This is a genomic window from Deinococcus humi (assembly GCF_014201875.1).
Lineage (GTDB): Bacteria > Deinococcota > Deinococci > Deinococcales > Deinococcaceae > Deinococcus > Deinococcus humi.
Genome location: NZ_JACHFL010000011.1, coordinates 105,778 through 124,071, shown reverse-complemented (window position 1 = coordinate 124,071; position 18,294 = coordinate 105,778). Strand labels below are relative to the sequence as shown.

At 62.3% G+C, this 18,294-nt stretch carries 13 protein-coding genes; 4 read left to right on the top strand and 9 right to left on the bottom strand.

The window, feature by feature from the left end; all coding sequences use genetic code 11:
* Positions 1-18: 18 nt before the first annotated feature.
* The 7 genes from HNQ08_RS18080 to HNQ08_RS18050 all read right to left on the bottom strand — a co-directional run bounded on the left by HNQ08_RS18080 (position 19) and on the right by HNQ08_RS18050 (position 9,635).
* Complete coding sequence (locus HNQ08_RS18080; RefSeq protein WP_184135261.1) at positions 19-2,574, bottom strand: glycoside hydrolase family 38 N-terminal domain-containing protein; 2,556 nt, start codon at positions 2,572-2,574, stop codon at positions 19-21.
* A gap of 15 nt (positions 2,575-2,589) precedes the next feature.
* On the bottom strand, positions 2,590-3,477 hold the full coding sequence (locus HNQ08_RS18075; protein ID WP_221284283.1) for a carbohydrate ABC transporter permease: 888 nt from the start codon (positions 3,475-3,477) through the stop codon (positions 2,590-2,592).
* Positions 3,474-4,400 (bottom strand): carbohydrate ABC transporter permease, encoded by a 927-nt coding sequence (locus HNQ08_RS18070; RefSeq protein ID WP_184135259.1) that lies wholly within the window; start codon positions 4,398-4,400, stop codon positions 3,474-3,476. The genes HNQ08_RS18075 and HNQ08_RS18070 overlap by 4 nt, the downstream gene beginning before the upstream one ends.
* A gap of 110 nt (positions 4,401-4,510) precedes the next feature.
* Positions 4,511-5,752 (bottom strand): ABC transporter substrate-binding protein, encoded by a 1,242-nt coding sequence (locus HNQ08_RS18065; protein ID WP_184135255.1) that lies wholly within the window; start codon positions 5,750-5,752, stop codon positions 4,511-4,513.
* 39 nt (positions 5,753-5,791) lie between these two features.
* Positions 5,792-6,691, bottom strand: a complete 900-nt coding sequence (locus HNQ08_RS18060) for an ROK family protein (protein WP_184135253.1) — start codon at positions 6,689-6,691, stop codon at positions 5,792-5,794.
* Positions 6,688-7,845 carry an AGE family epimerase/isomerase gene (locus HNQ08_RS18055; protein ID WP_184135251.1) on the bottom strand — a complete coding sequence of 386 codons (1,158 nt, stop codon included), beginning with the start codon at positions 7,843-7,845 and terminating at the stop codon, positions 6,688-6,690. Before HNQ08_RS18055 ends, HNQ08_RS18060 begins: the two co-directional genes overlap by 4 nt.
* Positions 7,842-9,635: a class I mannose-6-phosphate isomerase gene (locus HNQ08_RS18050; RefSeq protein WP_184135249.1), complete on the bottom strand. Its 1,794-nt coding sequence runs from the start codon at positions 9,633-9,635 to the stop codon at positions 7,842-7,844. The genes HNQ08_RS18055 and HNQ08_RS18050 overlap by 4 nt, the downstream gene beginning before the upstream one ends.
* A 390-nt stretch (positions 9,636-10,025) precedes the next feature.
* Between HNQ08_RS18050 and HNQ08_RS18045 the strand changes: the two genes are divergently transcribed.
* From HNQ08_RS18045 to HNQ08_RS18030, 4 genes are read left to right on the top strand one after another with little or no spacing between them, the layout of a single operon-like run.
* Entirely contained in the window at positions 10,026-10,802 is a 777-nt protein-coding gene (locus HNQ08_RS18045) for an SDR family NAD(P)-dependent oxidoreductase (protein ID WP_184135246.1), read from the top strand.
* A 23-nt stretch (positions 10,803-10,825) separates the two neighbouring features.
* Positions 10,826-12,496: an alcohol dehydrogenase catalytic domain-containing protein gene (locus HNQ08_RS18040; protein ID WP_184135243.1), complete on the top strand. Its 1,671-nt coding sequence runs from the start codon at positions 10,826-10,828 to the stop codon at positions 12,494-12,496.
* On the top strand, positions 12,493-14,025 hold the full coding sequence (locus HNQ08_RS18035; protein ID WP_184135240.1) for a xylulokinase: 1,533 nt from the start codon (positions 12,493-12,495) through the stop codon (positions 14,023-14,025). The genes HNQ08_RS18040 and HNQ08_RS18035 overlap by 4 nt, the downstream gene beginning before the upstream one ends.
* On the top strand, positions 14,022-14,771 hold the full coding sequence (locus tag HNQ08_RS18030; RefSeq protein ID WP_184135237.1) for a GntR family transcriptional regulator: 750 nt from the start codon (positions 14,022-14,024) through the stop codon (positions 14,769-14,771). The genes HNQ08_RS18035 and HNQ08_RS18030 overlap by 4 nt, the downstream gene beginning before the upstream one ends.
* 95 nt (positions 14,772-14,866) lie before the next feature.
* Here the strand turns inward: HNQ08_RS18030 and HNQ08_RS18025 are convergent, their stop codons facing one another.
* Complete coding sequence (locus HNQ08_RS18025; protein WP_184135235.1) at positions 14,867-15,577, bottom strand: IS6 family transposase; 711 nt, start codon at positions 15,575-15,577, stop codon at positions 14,867-14,869.
* Positions 15,578-16,018: 441 nt separating this feature from the next.
* Positions 16,019-18,292, bottom strand: coding sequence for a DUF7453 family protein (locus HNQ08_RS18020; protein WP_184135232.1), 2,274 nt, complete (start codon positions 18,290-18,292; stop codon positions 16,019-16,021).
* Positions 18,293-18,294: the final 2 nt, after the last annotated feature.

The following is an 18,294-nucleotide window of genomic DNA, read 5'->3' as shown; positions in this document are numbered from 1 at the left end:
GGTTAAGTTGCCAGAACCTTATAAACAATCGATAACTAGATATCCCCACCAACGCTCCTCAATTTGCAGTTCAAAAGTCTGAGGCTCGGTGATGGTCATGACCTGCCCGGCCAACGTGGTCAAAGCCGCTTCACGCACCTTGAGATGACCGGACGCAACCCGCACTGAGCGGCGCTCCACTGTGGGATTGAGCAGACAGAGGGTGAGGGTACGCTTCGTCTCGTCAAAATCAGCCCCCACCAGTCGTACTCCATCAAGATCAAGGTTCAGTAATTGTGAGATCAGCTCGCTACTTTTAGCAGCGACATAGGGCTGAATTTCAGGTTTATAGATATGTTGTAGGGCACGCTTTGCGCTGTCAGCCAAACTTTCAGGGGCGTGCAACTCCAGCGTGAACTCAAAGCGCAGCTCTCCGGCCTGATCCGCCATAAAATTGGTGTCCCAGTAATTGTTGGTCATCCAGGCGTTCAGGGTGGCGTGGTACGGCGCAGCTTTCTCCTCGTCAAACTGCCCGAAGGTGTAGCCGCCGATCTGCCACAGCGGCGCGTCGGGCGTGGCGACGGTCACGCCTGCCTCTGCGTCCTGCATTCGCAGCCAGTCCAGCGTGGTGACGTAATGACGGCTGCTGCCGGGCAATTGCTCACGGTCAAACTCCACCGCTGCGCCGGCCGTCTCAAAATGGGTGCGGACCGTGTCCGCCAAGGCAAACGGCAGGTGCAGGTAGGTGGCGCGCGGAGTTGGGTCGGGTTCAAGATTCAAGGTAACGCGAACGTGCAAGGCCCTCTCGTGCGGGTGCAGCCAGTAGCGCACACTGGCCGTCTCTCCGTTGGCGAGCTGAAGCTGCTGCTCGTACTCAGCAGCGCCGGGCACAGTCTGGCCCTGGTTGCCCACGACACTGGCAACTTCCCGCTGGGCGTCCCAATCGTGGTGCCAGGCCGCGTGCATATTAAACTCTTCCCACTGCGGCGGCCCAAAGATGGCATTCCGGCGGCCCACCGTGGGCCATTCCAGCACCACCTGCCCCAGACGGTCCCCGGCGCGTACATACTCGCGGCCCCCACAGACCAGTGAAGTCATGCCGCCTGCCAGTGGATCAAATGTGGCCGTGACCTGCCCATTGCCGATGGTGTGTCCAGTCTGGCTTAGTCCTTCCGAGGAAGCATTCAATCGCTCCAGCGGCAGGCTCAGGTGGCCCAGCCCTGGCAGTTCCAGCGGCCCCACCCAGCGCTCTTGCCCACGGCGCCCGTTCCATTCCACATCAAAGCGCTGGGCCAGGTGTGGGAGGTCAGGGGTGTAGCGCTCCAAACTTTCCGGCACACGCAGCATGGCCGACACAGGAAAGGGGTTGGCGTTGTACACCAGCAGGCTCGGCCCCTCGCCAGGAAGCTGCCGCGCCAGATTCAACAACGCGTCGCGCTTGAGGTAGCGGGCCAGCGTCGCACCCTCATAAGCATAATTGAGCTTGTGGCTGAGCTGAATGGCAGTCTCGTCGCTGCTAGACGTTGCGGCCCCCCAGTCGGCTCCCCAGGTATGTTCGGCATACAGACTCAACGCACTTGAGGCCTGCTGCGCGAGCTGGGCGGCCCGCTCTGACGATGATCCAGATGACACGGACCAGCCCTGAAGCTGGCGCGCCACTTGCAGATCGCGCTGGCCCTGCATGTGCAGGCGGGTTTCGCGGGCGGTGCTGCCCGCACCGAAGTTCCACCAGTCGGTCCAGTCGCCGCTCAGGGTGGGCAGGCTTTCCAGTGACTCCTGACGCAGACGGTCAAAGTACTGCGTCAATGTACACAGCCGCAGCCGCACAGGCTGACCACTCTCATTCCAGCGCTGCACGAACCCAGACAGATGAATATCCGGCGAATCGTTGTCCGAGAAGTAGATGTTGGTGGGCTGCACGCCCAGCACCGGCAGGGTGTAGCCGTAGGCGTGCAACTTCTCCAGGTAAGCAGTCACGGCAGGAATGGCCTCGTGCACGCTGCTTTCTCCACCCAGCCGCATGGCCCGATTCGGGGTGGAATGGTAATGGGGGCCGTTATAGGTCAGCAGTTTGTGTCCATCCGGTGAGGCCCACCAGAACGCACCGGGACGCGGCGTAACGGCCCGCCCGAAGTGTTCATTGATCGCCATTGAAAAGCCGTCGATACCGTGATCCAGCAACAGCCGCACGGTTCCCCAGGGCAGGCCGTTGATGTCGCTCTGCATGGCGCTGCGGATGGGAATACCCTCTGCACGCAGCCATCCGGCCTCCTGGAGTTGCTGGGCGAACAGCGCATGGTCGGCCAGCGGGGTCAGGTTCCAGCGAAAGGCTGCCACGTCCAGGGTTCCAGCCTGCACGGCGGCCAGAAAACGCTGCCGCTGCTTTGCTCCGGCCTGCGCCCACCAGCGCCAGACGATCCCGGCACTCTCGCAGGTCCAGCGAAAACGGGCGTCGTCCGGCAAATCGGCGGTCTGGTCCATCAGGTCCAGCGCCTCGTCGATGAAGCGGTTGTGCAGTTCAAACACGATCTGCTGCGGCTGGGTAAAGCCGATGTCGGTGTGAGAATGGTGGATCAGCCAGAGTTCTTTAACCATTTAAGCGAAACTCCTTCAGTCGCCCACGCTGCTCAGCCTCAGTCCCTGCATGAAATAGGGCCGCAGCAACAGGAACAGCAGCAGGGTGGGCAGGCTGGCGATCATGACCGCCGCGATCAATGTGGGGCCGTCGCTGCCCGCGTAGATGCCCTGCATTCCGGCCAGGGTGGGCATGATCGGGCGCACGTTTTCAGATTTGCTGAGGACCAGGCCGAACAGCAGGTCATTCCAGATCCAGGTGAACTGGAACAGCAGCAACACCAGCATCGGCGCGCGCGTCAACGGAAGCATGATCTTCCAGAAAATCATCCAATCGTTGCAGCCGTCCAGCTTGGCCGCCTCTTGAAAATCCCAGGGCATCGAGACGAAGAAGCCGCGCATCACGAAGGTACAAAAAGGAATGCAAATGGCGATGTAGAACAGCACCATCCCGATCCAGGTGTCGTACAGACCAAAGCTGGTATACGCCTTGAATAGCGGAATCAGGTAGACCTGAAAGGGAAAGATGGTGCCGGAATAGATGAGCAGGAACCACCACAGCCCACGCGGCATTTTCAACCGCACGATGCCGAAGGCGGCCAGCGATGCCAGCAGAATGGCCCCCGCCGCACCGACCAGACCATAACTCAGGCTGTTGACGAAGCCACTGCCCAGGCCCTGCGCCCAGGCATTTTGCAGGTTCTCCCACAGGTGAAAGCTCTGCGGCAGTCGCCAGCTCTCGCCCATGTTGTACTCGCGCTTGTCCTTGAAGGCGTTCATGAAGACAAGCAGCAGCGGCAGCAGCCAGAACACGCAAATGATGCCGCCCAGCATGCCGCCCGCCACCATGCGGGTGCGTTCCTTGCGCTCCCGCGCCGACCTGCCCGCGTTGGGTGGAGTGAAGCCCCGCGTCGTCGTGGTCATACGTGGCTCTCCTTGTCCATCACGTTTCGCAGGTAGAAGTACGAGAAGGCCAGGGCGATCAACGAGATGACCACCGCGATAGCCGCACTCACCCCCTGGTGAAAGAGGATGAAGCCCTCGCGGTACATAGTGACGGCCAGCGTTTCGCTGCTGCGGGCCGGGCCGCCCTGGGTCATCACCCAGATCAGGTCAAAGACCTTAAAGCCGTTGACCGCCGCCATCAATGCGGCGATGGTGACGTAAGGGGTCATCAGCGGCAGGGTGATCAGGCGAGTGAACTTCAGACCGCTGGCCCCATCAATCTTGGCGGCCTCCAGCGGCTCGCGCGGCAAGCTTTGCAAGCCGATCAGAAAGATCATCAGGTTGGCTCCCACACTTTGCCAGGTGTAGGTGGCGATCATGGCCATGGTGTTCAGAGGCGAGCGGAACAGCCATTCAGTGCGGCTCAGCGAGTCGAACCCCAGAGCGCCCAGGGCCGCATTGAGCACACCGCTGGTGGGATCGAAGATAAAGCTGAACAGCACGCCTGCCGCCGCTGCCGCCAGGGTGGACGGTAGATAGAGCGCTGTACGAAAAAAATTGCCGCCCACCACCCGTTCCAGCGCCAGCGCTAGCGCGAAGGCCAGACTGACGGGCAGGACCACCGACGCTACCACCCAGATCACGGTGTTGCGAAGGGAGAGAGTGAAGTTGGAACTGGTGAACAACTCGGCGTAGTTCCTGAGGCCTACAAAGTTGGGCGTCCGTAGACCGTCGGCATCGGTAAAACTCTGCCAAAAGGTGTACAGCATGGGGGCAAGCAAAAAAACCACCACGAAGAAAACGGCCGGCAGCACGAACAGGTAAGGGGCCAGCGTGGAAGCTGGGCGGCGTCTGGCAGAGGTAGGTCTGGCCGGGGTGCGGCCCTGCTGGGTCACGGTCATGGTCGGTCAGGCTCCTTGTGGAAAAACACATTTAAGAAGACGCCGCGCTGTCGCAGCGCCTTTTTTCCGAGGCGGATGGTGAGCCTGTCAGCTCTGTAATTTCGGGCCAATTATTTCTGCTTGCTCCAGTAGGCGTCGGCCAACTTCTGGAGATTGACCTGCACCTGCCGCTGGGTACCGGGATTGAGCATGAATTTGCTCAGCTCGTCCACGCCGGGTTCAATGATCTCGGTGGGGGTGGCCTCCCAGATGCGGTTGATCAGACGCGGCTTGTTCTTGCTCAAAGCGGTAGTCAGTTCTTTAGTGACCGGATTGTCCACCGTCACCTCGTTGTTGACTGGCGTGAAGCTTTGCAGGTTGCTCCAGAGCGTCTGAGCCTTGGAAGACATCCAGAAATCGGCGGCCTTGAGCGCTTGGGCTTTATTGGCCGAGTTCTTGGCGACGATCAGCGGGCTGGCCTCATAGATGATGACCGGCTTGGATTTCACATTCATGGTGGGCAGGATGAACACACCGTAGTCCTCGCCGGGTTTCATCCCTGTCCCGGAAATGGTGGCGCTGTACCAGTCGCCCGCCAGGATGTTGGCCAGTTTGCCCTGCGCGAACAGCTTGGCCATACCATTGGTGCCGCCCGAACCGAAGCCGGTGCTGGCAGGCGTCATATAGCCCTTGTCAATCCAGCCCTTCCAGGTGGTGAAGACTTTGGTCACCCCCGGATCGGTGTACTTGGCCTTGCCCACTACCAGTTTCTCGTACAGATCAGGGTCCTGACGGGTCAGGAATTCTTCAAACCAAATGAAGGCGGGCCAGCGGCCATCCACGGACTGCCCGAAGGCCGTCACGCCCTTGGCTTTGAGCTTGGCGTTGTTGGCCTCCAGCTGTGCCCAGGTGGTCGGTGGCGTAATGCCCGCATCCTTGTAGGCTTTCTTGTTGTAGAACACTGCCCAGTACGCCACGTTGTTCGGCAGCGCGTAAATCTTGCCATCAAAGGTAAAGGCTTTGGCAAGGTCTGAGCCGTATTCCCCAGCCTTCTGGTATTTCTGCCACAAGGCGGTCAGGTCTTGGAGGTTGCCGGACTCCACCAGGTCTTTCATGCGGTAGCCGGACCACCACGTAAACAGTCCTGGCGCTTTGCTGGTGCTGAGCGAGGTCCGCACTGCCGCTTGATAGGAACTGGTGTCGGCAAACGTGACGCCTTTGAAACCCGCGCCAGATTTTGCGCCCAATTCACCGACCTTGGTGTAGTTGTTGTTCCAGTCAGGCTTGTCGTTGTACAGCTCCAATGTCTGTGCGGCGGTCACGGAGAGGGCGAGGGTCAGGAGCAGCGGAAACGGTTTGGTGAGCTTGATCATAAAACCTCCATTGGGAAAAGGACTTGGGATTCAGAAACATCAACGCACATGGAACGGTGGACTCAGCCCCAGCATGGGCCGGTACAGCGCCGCCGCGCCCAGTAGATTGGCCTCGTCCAGCAGGTCACTGCATATGGTCGTGAAGGGAGCGAGTCCGGCCCGCAGCGGCATTTCAAATAGCGGCCAGGCGCGGGAGACCTGACCACCAAGCACGATCAGATCGGGGCGAAAGGCCTGGATGCAGGGCAGCAGGGCGGCGGCCAGATCGCGTCCGAATTCGCGGTAGACCTGAATGGCATGGTTGTCGCCTGCCTCTGCGTGTTGCGTGATCTCACGGGCGTCCAGTTCCATGCCGCTCAGGACGTGGTAAGCGCGGCGCAGGGCGGGGGCACTGAGAGTGTCCTCGGCAATTCCGCCGCGAAAGGGCAGCTGCCACACTTCTCCGCCCGGCGGCACGTCCTCGCCTGCCGAAACCGGGCGGCCCTCCACGATGAAGCCGCTGCCCAGACCGGTGCCCAGGGTCAAGCCCAGCAAGCGACGGACGCCGCTCCCCTGATGGACTGTGAATTCGCCCAATGCGAAGGCCACCGCGTCGTTGATGTACGAGATGGGCAGGCCGTCGAGCGGTGTGCCAGTCCAGCGTTCCCGCAAGGCAGCGCCAATATCCAGATCCGTCAGGGCGTACAGCTTGTGGTCGAAGCGGGCGATACCTTCAGCGTAATCAAACGGCCCGGGAGCCGAGATGCTTACCGCCGCAACTGGCGTCTCGCCCGCACCCAGCAGCGCCGCTTCCGCCCAGATGTCCAGAATCTCCGTGGCGCTGGCCTCGCCGTCGACCGCAGAACGGATTTGTGGCCCCAGACCGCTGGCATCTACGCTTGCCGCCGTGATATGCGTGCCGCCGATATCCAGCGCCAGTACCGCGTCTTGGAAAGTCACGGTGTTGCCGCCAGCACGGGCAGTGCCTCGTTCAGCGCCACGTAGAGGTGATACAGCGTGCTGGACGGCGAATTTTTGCTGATGTTCTTACAGTCCCGCGACAACTGGTCAAACCAGGTCCCTTGTGGCGTGAGGTAGTGGGTTAGGATGCTCTGAAGAACGTGCTGGGCACGTTCCAGAGCCTCCAGGTCGCCATTCCAGCGCCAGTAGGCCAGGTGACCTTTGAGAACCTCGCACTGTACCCACAGCCGTTTGGTGGAACGCAGTTCACGGCCTTGCGGCAGAATTTCATCGTAGGCCAGACCCGTGCGGTCCGTTCCCCAGGTGCGGGCCGTCGTGTAGAGCAACGGCAATTCGGGGACCGCCGCGCCGCTCAGCACGCGGTAGCGGCTCAGCAGCCAGGTCCACTCGTAATGGTGGCCGGGGTCCAGATGATCACCACTGACCGGATCGGGCTGCCAGTCCGCCGTGAAGAATTCGCGCAGGAAAGGCTGTGGGCCAGTCGCGGTATCCAGAAAGCGTATCTGCAACAGCGTGTAAAGTTCGTCCGCACGCGCCATCCAGGGCACCTTGCCCAGCAACTCGGCGCACAGCAGACAGGCTTCAAACAGGTGCATATGCGGGTTCTGCTGGCGAGGCCCAGGTTTCAGCGCGTCGCTGATCTGGAAGCCGCCACTGTTCGGATCACGCAGGGTCTCGATAAATATCCACAGGCGCTCTGCGGCGTCACGGTAACTGGCCTTGCACGTCACGCGGTAAAGCCAGGCCAGGGCCATCAGATAAAAAGCCTGGTCATACAGCACGCGCTCCGAGTTCAGCACTTGACCTTCAGCGCTGACCAGGGTGTAAAAGCCGCCGCCTGGTGCGCCGTAGCTGCAGGTCACCGACTTCATGATGCACTCCATCAGCGCTGCGTGGTTCTGGGCGGAGCCAACGAATTCACCCCGCTCGTGGGCAAGTCCCAGTGCGTAGAGCTGACGGGCCTGCACGCGGGCGCGGCGCGGCAGGTTACGCAGGGGTTGACCGTCGAAGCTCAGCGCTTCCACGAACATGCCCTGTGCCGAATCCAGACCCTCCTTGAACCACAGCGGCAGAGCAGAGGACAAAAAGGCCTCCACCTGTGGGCGCAGCGGAGCGAGGGTAGGGGTGTTCACCGCCCGGTCCCGCGCACGTAGGCCTTGATGGTAGCGACTTCCTGATCTTCCACAGCAGGCCGGATGACGTACTCCCCGACAGCGGCAGGAACGATAAAAGTCTCGGCGTAATGCACCGTGAACGGTTCAAAGGCACCCGTAGGGCTTTGCACCACCGCTTCACGGCCCTCGACCAGATTGAGAATATTCACGGTGCCGTGGGTATCGTGATGCACAGGCACGCTGAACCAGTGGCGGCGGGTCTCGATAAATTCCAGCTCGCTCAGTCCGGTGCTTTCCTCGCGCCAGCCCTCGCCGCTGCCGACAGGCTGGGTGAGGTGCAGCAGATTTTTCTCCACCCAATCGGCGTCGCGCTCCCACTGGATATTGGCCGCCCCATGCTGAAGGTGAATGGGGCGCGGCTGACCGTCCAGGCCCACCCGGCCCCAGTCCCACAGCTTGAAGGTAAAGATGTACGGTGTGGCCGAGATTTCCAGGACCATCGCGCCGCTGCCGGAGCAGTGGACCGTGCCTGCTGGAATGGAGAAGTGATCGTGTTTGCGGGCGGGCAGAGCGTTGACATAGCGTTCGGCGTCAAAGTGTCCGGTCTGCTGCGCGTTTTGCAGATCAGCGAGCATCTGCTGCTTGTCAACGCCGTTTTTCAGGCCCAGGTACACCAGCGCAGTCTCGTCCGCATCTAACAGGTAGTAGCTCTCGTCCTGGGTGTAAGACATGCCGAAATGCTGCTGGATGTAGGCGGTCAGCGGATGGACTTGCAGCGAGAGGTTGCCGCCTTGGATGGTGTCCAGAAAATCGAAGCGAATCGGAAATTCCGTGCCGAAGCGGGCATGGGTGATCTCGCCCAGTAGTTCGCGGGGCCGCTCCAGCACCAGATTCTGGGCGGGCATTTCCAGCGCCGCGCCGTCCTCGCGTCCATAATCAAACAGCACGCTATTTTCTTCCGGCACGCCGTCGAAGCCCCATGCGAAGTTGTCCGTACCCCGGTCCAGATCGCAGACTTCTCTGAGCCATTGCCCACCCCATATGCCGGGGTCAAAGAACGGCACCGTGCGGAAGGGGCGCGAGGCAGCGGCGTTCAGGCTGGCCTCGTACGCGGCACGCGCAATCATCATCGGCTGGCCCGCTGTATTGGTCTCCAGATAAAAATCCATCTGGCCACTGAGACTTTGTTTGTGGCGGTCTGCCACCCGCCACTCCACGAAGAAGCCGCGTTTGTATTTGCGGAGGATGTCCTCACCGCCGTTGCCCGCGTGCCAGTTGCCCTGACCGCTTCGCAGCCGCATCTGAATTTCCCAGCGGGCCAGATCGGCCAGCACCAGCACTGCGGGGTCCGGAGCTGCCAGCGACGCGCCCCAGCCGTAGACCAGCGTGGGCTGGGTGCGGCGGGTCAGCCGTGCGGCGAGAGCTTCCAATTTGTCGGCGTCGTAAAACTCGCGCAGCGTGTGCGGCGCCATCACACCCAGCACTCGGTCAGGCGTCAGGAAGCGTTTCAACAGCGCGCCAAGGCTGTCACCGTCCAGGGCGGCCTCCTCAGCGTCAATCAGTTCGTAGTCAGGCCACTGCTGGGCGGCAGCGGCCTGGAGTTCGTTCAGATCGGTGCCGGGATAGGTGTCCACCACGATCAACGGCGCTCCGGTCTGCTGACCGGCGTGACGGCGCAGTTCGGACAGCACCTGGGGCCAGCCACGCCACGCCTGCTGACCGGGCACGGCGATCTTCGGGAACTTGTCGTAGTTGGAGGGTAGGCGCTGGGCAATGTCGCTGGCGGGGCCATCCAATTGAATAGTCATGCTGACCTCGGAGCAGGTGGGGAAAATAACGCGGCATGGGCAACAGCCGCCTGGATCCTCTGATCGTCTCGCCTCTAACCACTTCGCTTTTCGACGTTTGGTCTATACCATTGTTGATGCGTGGAGCCTAACAGGTTGCCCCACGTTCGTCAAGACTCACTTAAGGACCACATATTGTTGCAGGGCAATGACATTGCAATTTAACCCTTAATCCCCGGAAGAACGTTGAAAACGGCTGATACCAACACCACGCAGCGCCCGCATTTGACCCTCCGCCTCATCGACTGCTACAGTCGGCAGGACTTAAAATGGTATAGACCAAGACACGCAGACGGGATAACAGAGTGTCAGCCAGGCGACTCGCTGCAAAGATTCAGCTCTAGGAGAGATATGGGGAATGGTGAATTCATTTTCGTCACGGGAGGCGGCAGCGGCATCGGGCGGGCCTTTGCTCTGCATTTCTCAGGGCTGGGCTACGGCGTGGCAGTGGCGGACCTGAACGGACAGGCCGCTGAGACCACAGCGCAGGACATCCGCACGGCCGGCGGTCAGGCCCTTAGCTTCGCACTGGACGTGAGCGACTTTGCCGCCACCCAGAGCGTCGCGGCGCAGGTACTGGACGCTTTCGGACAGGTGGATGTGGTCTTTGCCAACGCCGGGGTACTGAGTCCCGCCGATTACTTTGATGTGCAGCCTGCTGACTGGGACCTATCGCTGGACGTAAACGTCAAGGGCGTGGCGTACACCTGCCGGGCCTTTATCCCCAGCATGATGGCACGCAAACAGGGGCGTATCCTGACCACTGCGTCCTACAACGGGTTCCGGGCTGGAGCACATGTCATTCCCTACCGCGTGACCAAAGCGGCGGTAGTGATGTATACCCGCTGCCTGGCGCTGCTGCTGGCCGAATCCGGCATCACGGTGAACGCCATCTGTCCCGGCGTGACCCTCACCCCTATGCAGCTCGAATACGCTGAGAAAACGGCTGGGGAGCGCGGTATCACCCGCGAGGCATACCTGGCGGAGCGGACCGCCAAGATCCCTATGCACGAGCTGACCACCGTGGAAGACTTGAACGCGCTGGCAGAATTTCTGGCCTCCAAAGGAAGCCGCCTGATCACTGGACAAGCAATTGCAGTGGACGGTGGGGTGCTGGTGTCCTCGTGAAGTGTGCCCAGGTGGAGGATCCCATGCTCTCATGGCCGTTCTTCGGAGGCGGACTGAGCGGCGTGGGCGTTGGTGGACAGCCGGTGTTGGAAGCCATTCCCAACCCTGGCCCTGATGAGCTGCTCGTCAGGGTGGACGCGGTGACGCTGTGCGCCTCGGATGGCAAGATGCTGCGGCTGGGAGCCAGCTATCCCCTGCTGCGCGGACGTGACCTGGCGGCGCAGCCTACCCGCCTGGGCCATGAAGTCGCGCTGACCGTGGTGGCGGTGGGTCAGCAGCGGCGCGGGACGTACCGGGTGGGTCAGCGGCTGGCCCTGCAACCCGACGCGTTCGTGGGGGGCGAGCGCCGCTGCTTCGGGGTGACGCTGCCCGGCGGCCTGACCGAGTATCTGGTGCTGGGCAGCGATGTCCTTGAAGGCGACGGTGGGCCCTACGTCTTTTCGGTAGATGACCTGGACCCGGATGGGCGGCTCAGTCTCGCGGACGTGGCCGTCACCGAGCCGTGGGCCTGCGTGGAGATGGCCTATCAGCCCAAACGGCGACTCCGGCCCCTGAAGGGCGGACGCCTCTGGATTCATGGGGACAGTGCGGCGGCGGGGTTTGTGCTCCCCACATTCGCAAGCGGTGAGGTGGTTCTGAGTGGAGAAGCGCGGGACTATGCGCAGACGCTGGGCACAAAGGGTCATGCGGTCAGGGCAGCCGAACTGGCAGACGTGTTAGACGGTTCACAGACCTTTGACGACATCATCCTGCTTGACCCAACCGATGGTCTTCCCGAACTTGCACTGCCGCTCCTCTCGCGAGGTGGGCTGCTGAACTTGAGTGTCTCGGTAGACAACACGCGGCGCTATGAAACCAATGTGGACGCCAGTCGATTGCACTATGAACCGATCAGCCTGGTAGGTCAGGCAGGACCAGACATCAGCGCCGCTTACGGTGAACACCGAGCCGAATTGCGCCCCGGCGGCACGTTGCTGATCCACGGCGCGGGCGGAGCGATGGGCCGGATGCATCTGGAACGCGCCCTGAGTCTGCCAACTCCACCCAGCACCATCGTTGCTACCAACCGAGGGGTGGCGCGGCTCTTGGAATTGAAGACGTCCTTCGCAGAGCGGGCGGCCGAACGTGGCATCACGCTGAAGCTCATCAGCCCCGTGCAGCAACCGGGCCTTCTGGAGGCAGAAGCGCGGCGGTTGGGTGGTTTTGACGATGTGGTGGTGAATATTCCCAGCGTGACTGAGATGCAGTACGCTGCTGGTTTTCTCCGCCAGGATGGGCTGCTGGCCCTCTTCGCAGGCATTCCAGAAGGCCAAAGCCTGTGCCTGCCACTGCAAAACGTCGCCCACTTCCGCGCCGAGTTTACCGGCACCAGCGGCTCCACCATGGCTGATCAGCGCCGGGTAATTCAAAAAACACTGAGCGGTGAGTTGGAAGCCACATCGGTCATCGCGGCAGTGTGCGGCCTGCGGGCGGCGCGGGAGGGGCTGGCTGCCGTGATGGACGGGCGCTACACCGGCAAGATCATCGTGTATCCACCGCTGCTGGATTTGCCGCTGCTGGGGCTGGAGGAGTTGTTAGCGGTGGCTCCCACGGTTCACGCTCGTCTGCGCGAGGGGCGCTGGACGAAAGCCGCCGAGAAGGCCCTGTTCGCGCAATTCGCGCGGCCTGATGGACCGGAAGCGATCCGCCCATGAGCGCCCCGCTGATGCTGTGCCTTGATCTGGGAACCAGCGTGATTAAAGCAGGCGTGCTGGACGCTGGGGGGACAGTGCTTGCCCTGGCCACCACGCCGACGCCGATGCACCAGCCCGCGCCAGGGGTGGCCGAGCAGAAGGCGGACGGAATCTACGCGGGGGCCTTGCGGGTTTTGCGCGAGGTCATGGAGCAAGTGCCCCAGCGTAGCATTGCCGCCCTAAGCGTCTCCGGGCAGATGGGCGGCGTGATGGCCCTGGACGCGGCGGGCGAGGCGCTGTCGCCGTGGTTTCCCTCTACCCTGGACCGCCGCTATCAGGCTGATCTCGAGCAGGTGTGGAATGCGGAGCAGGACTGGCTGCCCCAGCGCATCGGGGCCAGACCCATCAGTGCGCCACGTCTGCGCTGGTGGAAGCGCGAGCAGCCTGAGATGGCGCGCCGGATCGCCAAACTGTCCACGCTGGCGAGCTACGTCGTAGGTCGGCTCTCGGCCCAGACGGCGGAGGCCGCGTTCATAGACTCCACTTATCTGACATGGTTCGGTGTGGCCCACACCGCCCAGCGGGACTGGGACGCGGAGCTGCTCGCGGCCTTCGGCGTCTCGCCCGATCAGGTACCGCGCATTGTGGCGGCAAACGACGTGGTGGGCCACCTGAGCGGAGCCGCCGCTGATCAGATCGGGCTGCGGGCCGGGGTACCGATCTTCGCCGGAGTGGGCGACTCGGCGGCAGGCTTTCTGGGCGCGGGCCTCAGTGATCCGGCGATTGCCCTGGACATCGCCGGAAGCTACAGCGTCTTCACCCAGTATTCGCGTGGCTATCCTGCCGATCCCAGCCTCACGCTGCAACCTATTGCCAGCCCACTGGGGCCGGACGACTGGTACGCGCTGATGTACATCAACGGCAGCGGCCTCACGCACCGCTGGTTCGTGGATGAGTTTGGCGGCGGCGATTACGCGGCGCTGGACGCGCGGGCCAGCCTTGTGCCGCCCAACCGGGGCCTGTATTTCTCACCGCACGCACTGGGCCGCGCCTGCCCAGACACGCCCGCCTTGCAGGGCGGCTGGCACGGACTGACCCTGGCGCACCGTCCAGCCCACCTGCACCGCGCCCTACTGGAGGCGGTGGCCTACGAATTCAGTGGCGCGGTGCGGCAGCTCGGCACACTCTCGGCGCGTCCACCCTTGCAGCAGGTGCGGGTGATGGGCGGTGGAGCGGTCAGCACACTCTGGAACGGGATCAAGGCCGACGTGTTGAATGTGCCGTACCTGACGCTCACTGGCACCGAGGTCACGTTGCGCGGTTTGGCGCTGGTGGCCGCGCAGGGACTGGGCCTGCACCACGACCTGCGCGCCGCCTCCACCACCGGAGCGCAGACCGAAAATGTCGCCACACCCAACCCTGAGCGTCACCGCGAATACGCCGTGCTGGAAACGGAATATCACCGCTGGCTGTCCGGGTATGCGCGATTGTGTGAAGAGTTGAGGGCTGCGTCCACCCTTGCGCTTTCCGGGAAGGAGGGCCAAGAATGAGCCGCATGGCCCCTGAGGCAGCTTCCCCGCTCTACCTGCAAGTCAAGCGAGATCTCCGAGAAAAGATGTTCAGCGGCGAGCTCAACCCCGGTGACCGGGTGCCGTCCGAGCGCGAACTCGCCGAGCGCTTTCAGGTCAGCCGGATGACTGCCCGCCACGCCCTGCGCGAGATGGAAGCCGAGGGAACCCTGACACGGGTACAGGGATCGGGCAGCTTCATCAGTCAGCCCAAACTGATTGAGAATGTGGTGGAACTGGCCTCCTTCACCGAGGACATGGAGCGGCGCGGTCTGACGCCGAGCGCGCGGGTTCTCAACGTGTCCCTGCAAAAGCCGGATGAGGTGGTGCGCGGGGTGCTGCACCTCAATGTCCGCCAGCAGGTCTGGCAGATCAATCGTCTGCGCTTTGCCGATGGGGTGCCGATGGCGCTGGAGACGATGTTTCTGGTGGCCGATCAATTCTCCACCCTGGGCGAACATGACCTCAGCGGCTCCATCTACCGCCTGCTGGAAGAGACCTATGCCCTGAAGATTGGAGATGCCACCCAGACCATCGAAGCAGTCTTTCCCAGTGCCATGGAAACCCAGATGCTGTGCGCCCCGCCTCAGACCGCCCTGCTACGCCTGAAAAAACTGACGCGTACCCAGGGAGGCCAACCCTTCGAGTTCGTGACGGCGCTGTACCGGGGAGACCGTTACGCCTTCGAGGCGACGCTGTCACGCACTCAGGACACCCTTCCACGCTGAGAACGGAAAACGGCTCTGGCAAGCTAAAGCTGTTGGGATGGTTGTGTTGCCTTAACTTGTTTCGCGGCAGACTGAGGGCAGGGGTGGTCTGAATCTCAGACCACTCCTGCCGCGACCGTTAACCAAGTCTGGAAGGCTTGGTTTTGGTTGTTTCTTCGAGTCGTGGCGGGAACGCTGGTACGTGAATGATGGTGGAGGTTAGTGATCCGGGCATGCAAGCGCAGGAATTCTTGAGCACGTTTCCGCCGTTTAAACCCTTGTTGGGATCGTTCTTGTCGTCGCGTAGACCGGTGTTCTTGCTCAATGACGTTGTTGCAGCGTGCAGTGGACATCACCTGCCAGTGATCGACGTTGGTGAGGCTCGGGATTTCCCGAATCGCGGCACGGTAACTGCGCAGCTGATCAGTGCAGATCGTGTCTGGAACACCGTATGCGCCAAGCAACCTGGTCAGGAAGGTTCTCGCCGCCTCGGTATCACGATGTCTCTGGAGCAGGATATCAAGCACGAAGCCGTGCTCGTCCACGGCCCGCCACAACCAATGTCGGACACCGTCCACCGTTGTGCAGACCTCGTCTAGAAGCCAGCGGGAACCCCGGCGGGGTTCCCGCTGACGAAGTTCCTCAGCGAACAGAGGCCCGAATTTTATGCACCACTCGCGCAGCGTTTCGTGGCTGACCTGGATATCGCGCTGGTGGAGCAATTCCTGCACGTCACGGTAGCTGAGAGGGAAGCGGTGGTACAACCAAACGGCGTGTTGGATGATCATCATCGGAAAGCGATGGCGGTAGGGCTTGGCATCGCTCACGGACGGTCAGCCTACCCTGAACTGGTTAAGGCAACACAACCGTCCCGAATGATCCAAACCTGCCCTTCCTGCACCCAGCACGGCACGTTAAGTCCCGCAACCGGCACTTGCTGGGGGCTAATGGCCGGAGGGTCCGGGACAGGGCCAGATCGGATCTTCACAACGCGGCTGGGGTCTGATCCACTGGAATACCCCCAGTGGCGCCGCAGCCATGGCCTGGTCTCCGGACCAAGACCGATCAGGTGCATCTCCGCGTCCAGGCTCAGGAAGCGGTCGAGATGGCTGGTCATGGCGCCACAGAACGAGGGGTACAAACCTGTATGGCCCGTTCAGGAGCTTCCGCTGGCATTCCGGCAGCCTAGCGCGGCTGGACGTCAGGACGAGGATCACCTGCACACCTCTCCATGGAGGACACGCAGGTGATCTTCACGGTGTCAAGATTTAGCGGAGAGTGTAGACGCCGGTTGAGTTATCGCTAAAGGTCACGCGGAAAGTGATTGTTCCGTCCGCCGCCAGGCCCATGGCCCGGCCGTCCTGACCGCCCGAACCCGACGTGAAGGAGATGCTGTTGACGGTCTTCAGGGTTTCGATATCGGGACTGGGGTTGGTGTCGATCTGGTCTCCTTTGCGGGCCACCAGTCTCAGGTTCTCAGGCGTACCGACATACAGGGCCTGACCGTTGCCAGAAAGCGTGGTGGTGAATGCCACCTGCCCGGAGTCGTTCAGGGCGACAGTGGTCCCGAACGCGCCAAGGGTCAGTCCCGGAGCATCCGGCGCAGGTGAGCCCTGCAGGGCCACCATCTGAACCGAATCCGGCGTGCCCAGGAAAATGCCGGCGGTGGTTGTCCCGCCGCTCAGATTTGCCTGAAACGCCACCTGACCATTGCCATTGATCGCCGGCGCGCCCAGAGCCCCATACACCGCGCCACTGGCATTCGGAGCCTGGGCATTCTGCCGCGCCAGGATGGTCAGACTGTCAGGGGTGCCCATCGCAACGGCCAGCCCACCTCCGCTCAACGTCCCCAGGAAAGCCACCTGCCCCACGTCGTTGAGCGCCGGTGGGTTGGTGTTGAAACTGCTGAACTGCTGGCCCGTTGTCCCCCGGAGGGCCACGGGTGCGACGGCCCCGCCTTGCTGCAGGAACACGCCCCCATTGCCGCGAGAGGAACCCGTAATGGATGCGACGAACGCCACATCCCCACCATTGTTGAGCGTCGGTGTGACAGGGCTGGGAAAGCTGTACGTCCCACCGACTGGAGTGCTGTCCCCTGAGACCACCACACGGGTCAGATCGCCCGGCTGGCCTGAGAAGATGCCCACGAGTTCAGTCGTCGACGACGAGTCGGGGGGCGAATAGAAAGCCACCTGCCCCGCGGCATTGGACACGAAGTTGTTCAGCCCAACATTGAAGGTGCTCCCGGCCGTCCCTGGGGCCGCCTGGCCCTGGATCACGACCGGGGTCACCGCGTCTGGCGTCCCCACGAAGATCGCGGTCCTGCCATTGTTCAGCACGGAAGAGAACACAAGCTGACCAGCTGGATTCAGCACGGGGCTCGTACCGAACGTGTTGTACGTCGCGCCCCCAGCCTCAGGCGCCTCCTGTCCAGCCCAGGCCACCGCAGACGGAGCAAGGTCTTCAGCCGATTTCAGGAAGACGCCACGGGTGGCGCTTCCCATCAAGGTCGAGTAGAACGCCACCTGCCCCGCGTCGTTGACATTCGGCGTGGCGCTGAGGGCGTCGAACGTGCTGCCGCCAAGGTTGGCGACGGCCTCGCCCGTCAACGCCACTTGGGCCCGGTGGGCAGGATCAAGCAGGCGGACGCTGGCCGCTGTCTGAGTCCCCATGGTGCGGACATTCATGATGTTGGTGGTGACGCAAGACGCGCAGCTCGTGATCGCCAGGTCTCCTGGCATGGTCGCGACCGTGACGGGCGCCCCCCCGTTTGCCACACTCAACGCGTTCGCGCGGGTGGCGGTGCCATTGCCATCCAGGTCCTTGTTGCGCTCAACAACGTCACGGGTGGTGCGGATCTCGCTGTCCGTCACCACCGCGACTGCCATAACAAGTGAGGCTACATTGGTGGCTTTGGGGACGCGAACGGCAAGGGTGAAGTTCGCTGTTGCGTTCGCCGTCCCGTTGGGCCCAAGGGTACGCCCCCCATCCTCACGGGTGGCCACATAGCCCCAGGGGAACGCGTTCTTGATGTCGCGAATGCCATTCAGCTGGGAGACGTCCCCTTCCTCGTACGCCTGGAAGCTCGCCCGCGTCACACTCGTGTCAGGGACACCAGGGCCCACGAAGCCGTGAGACGGACGAATGTCCGCCGCGATCGCTGAATCCAGCCCTTCGCCGTTCTCGTCCCTGAACACCCTGTAAGGGCTGCCAGGAATAGTGGCGTCCGTTCCGATGGCCAGCAGGGTCACGTTGCTCCGGGGGGTGGAGGACAGATTGCGTATCACGAAATCGACGCTGACATACCGATAGAACGCGTCCTCATAGACTGCGCTCTCCCCTCTGGTGAGGCTCATGCCAGGGATGACACCTGAGCTGACCGCCTGGCCGCCCAGCGTGGTGTCCACGTTCAGCTCCAGGGTGCCCAGGACCTGGATCGAGGAGTTGGGCTGCGCCGCGTTCGGAGGCGTGACGCTGGGCGCCTGGTTACAGGCGGCGAGGAGTAAACACAGGGAGATGCCCAGGCCGGCGAACGCACGCACGA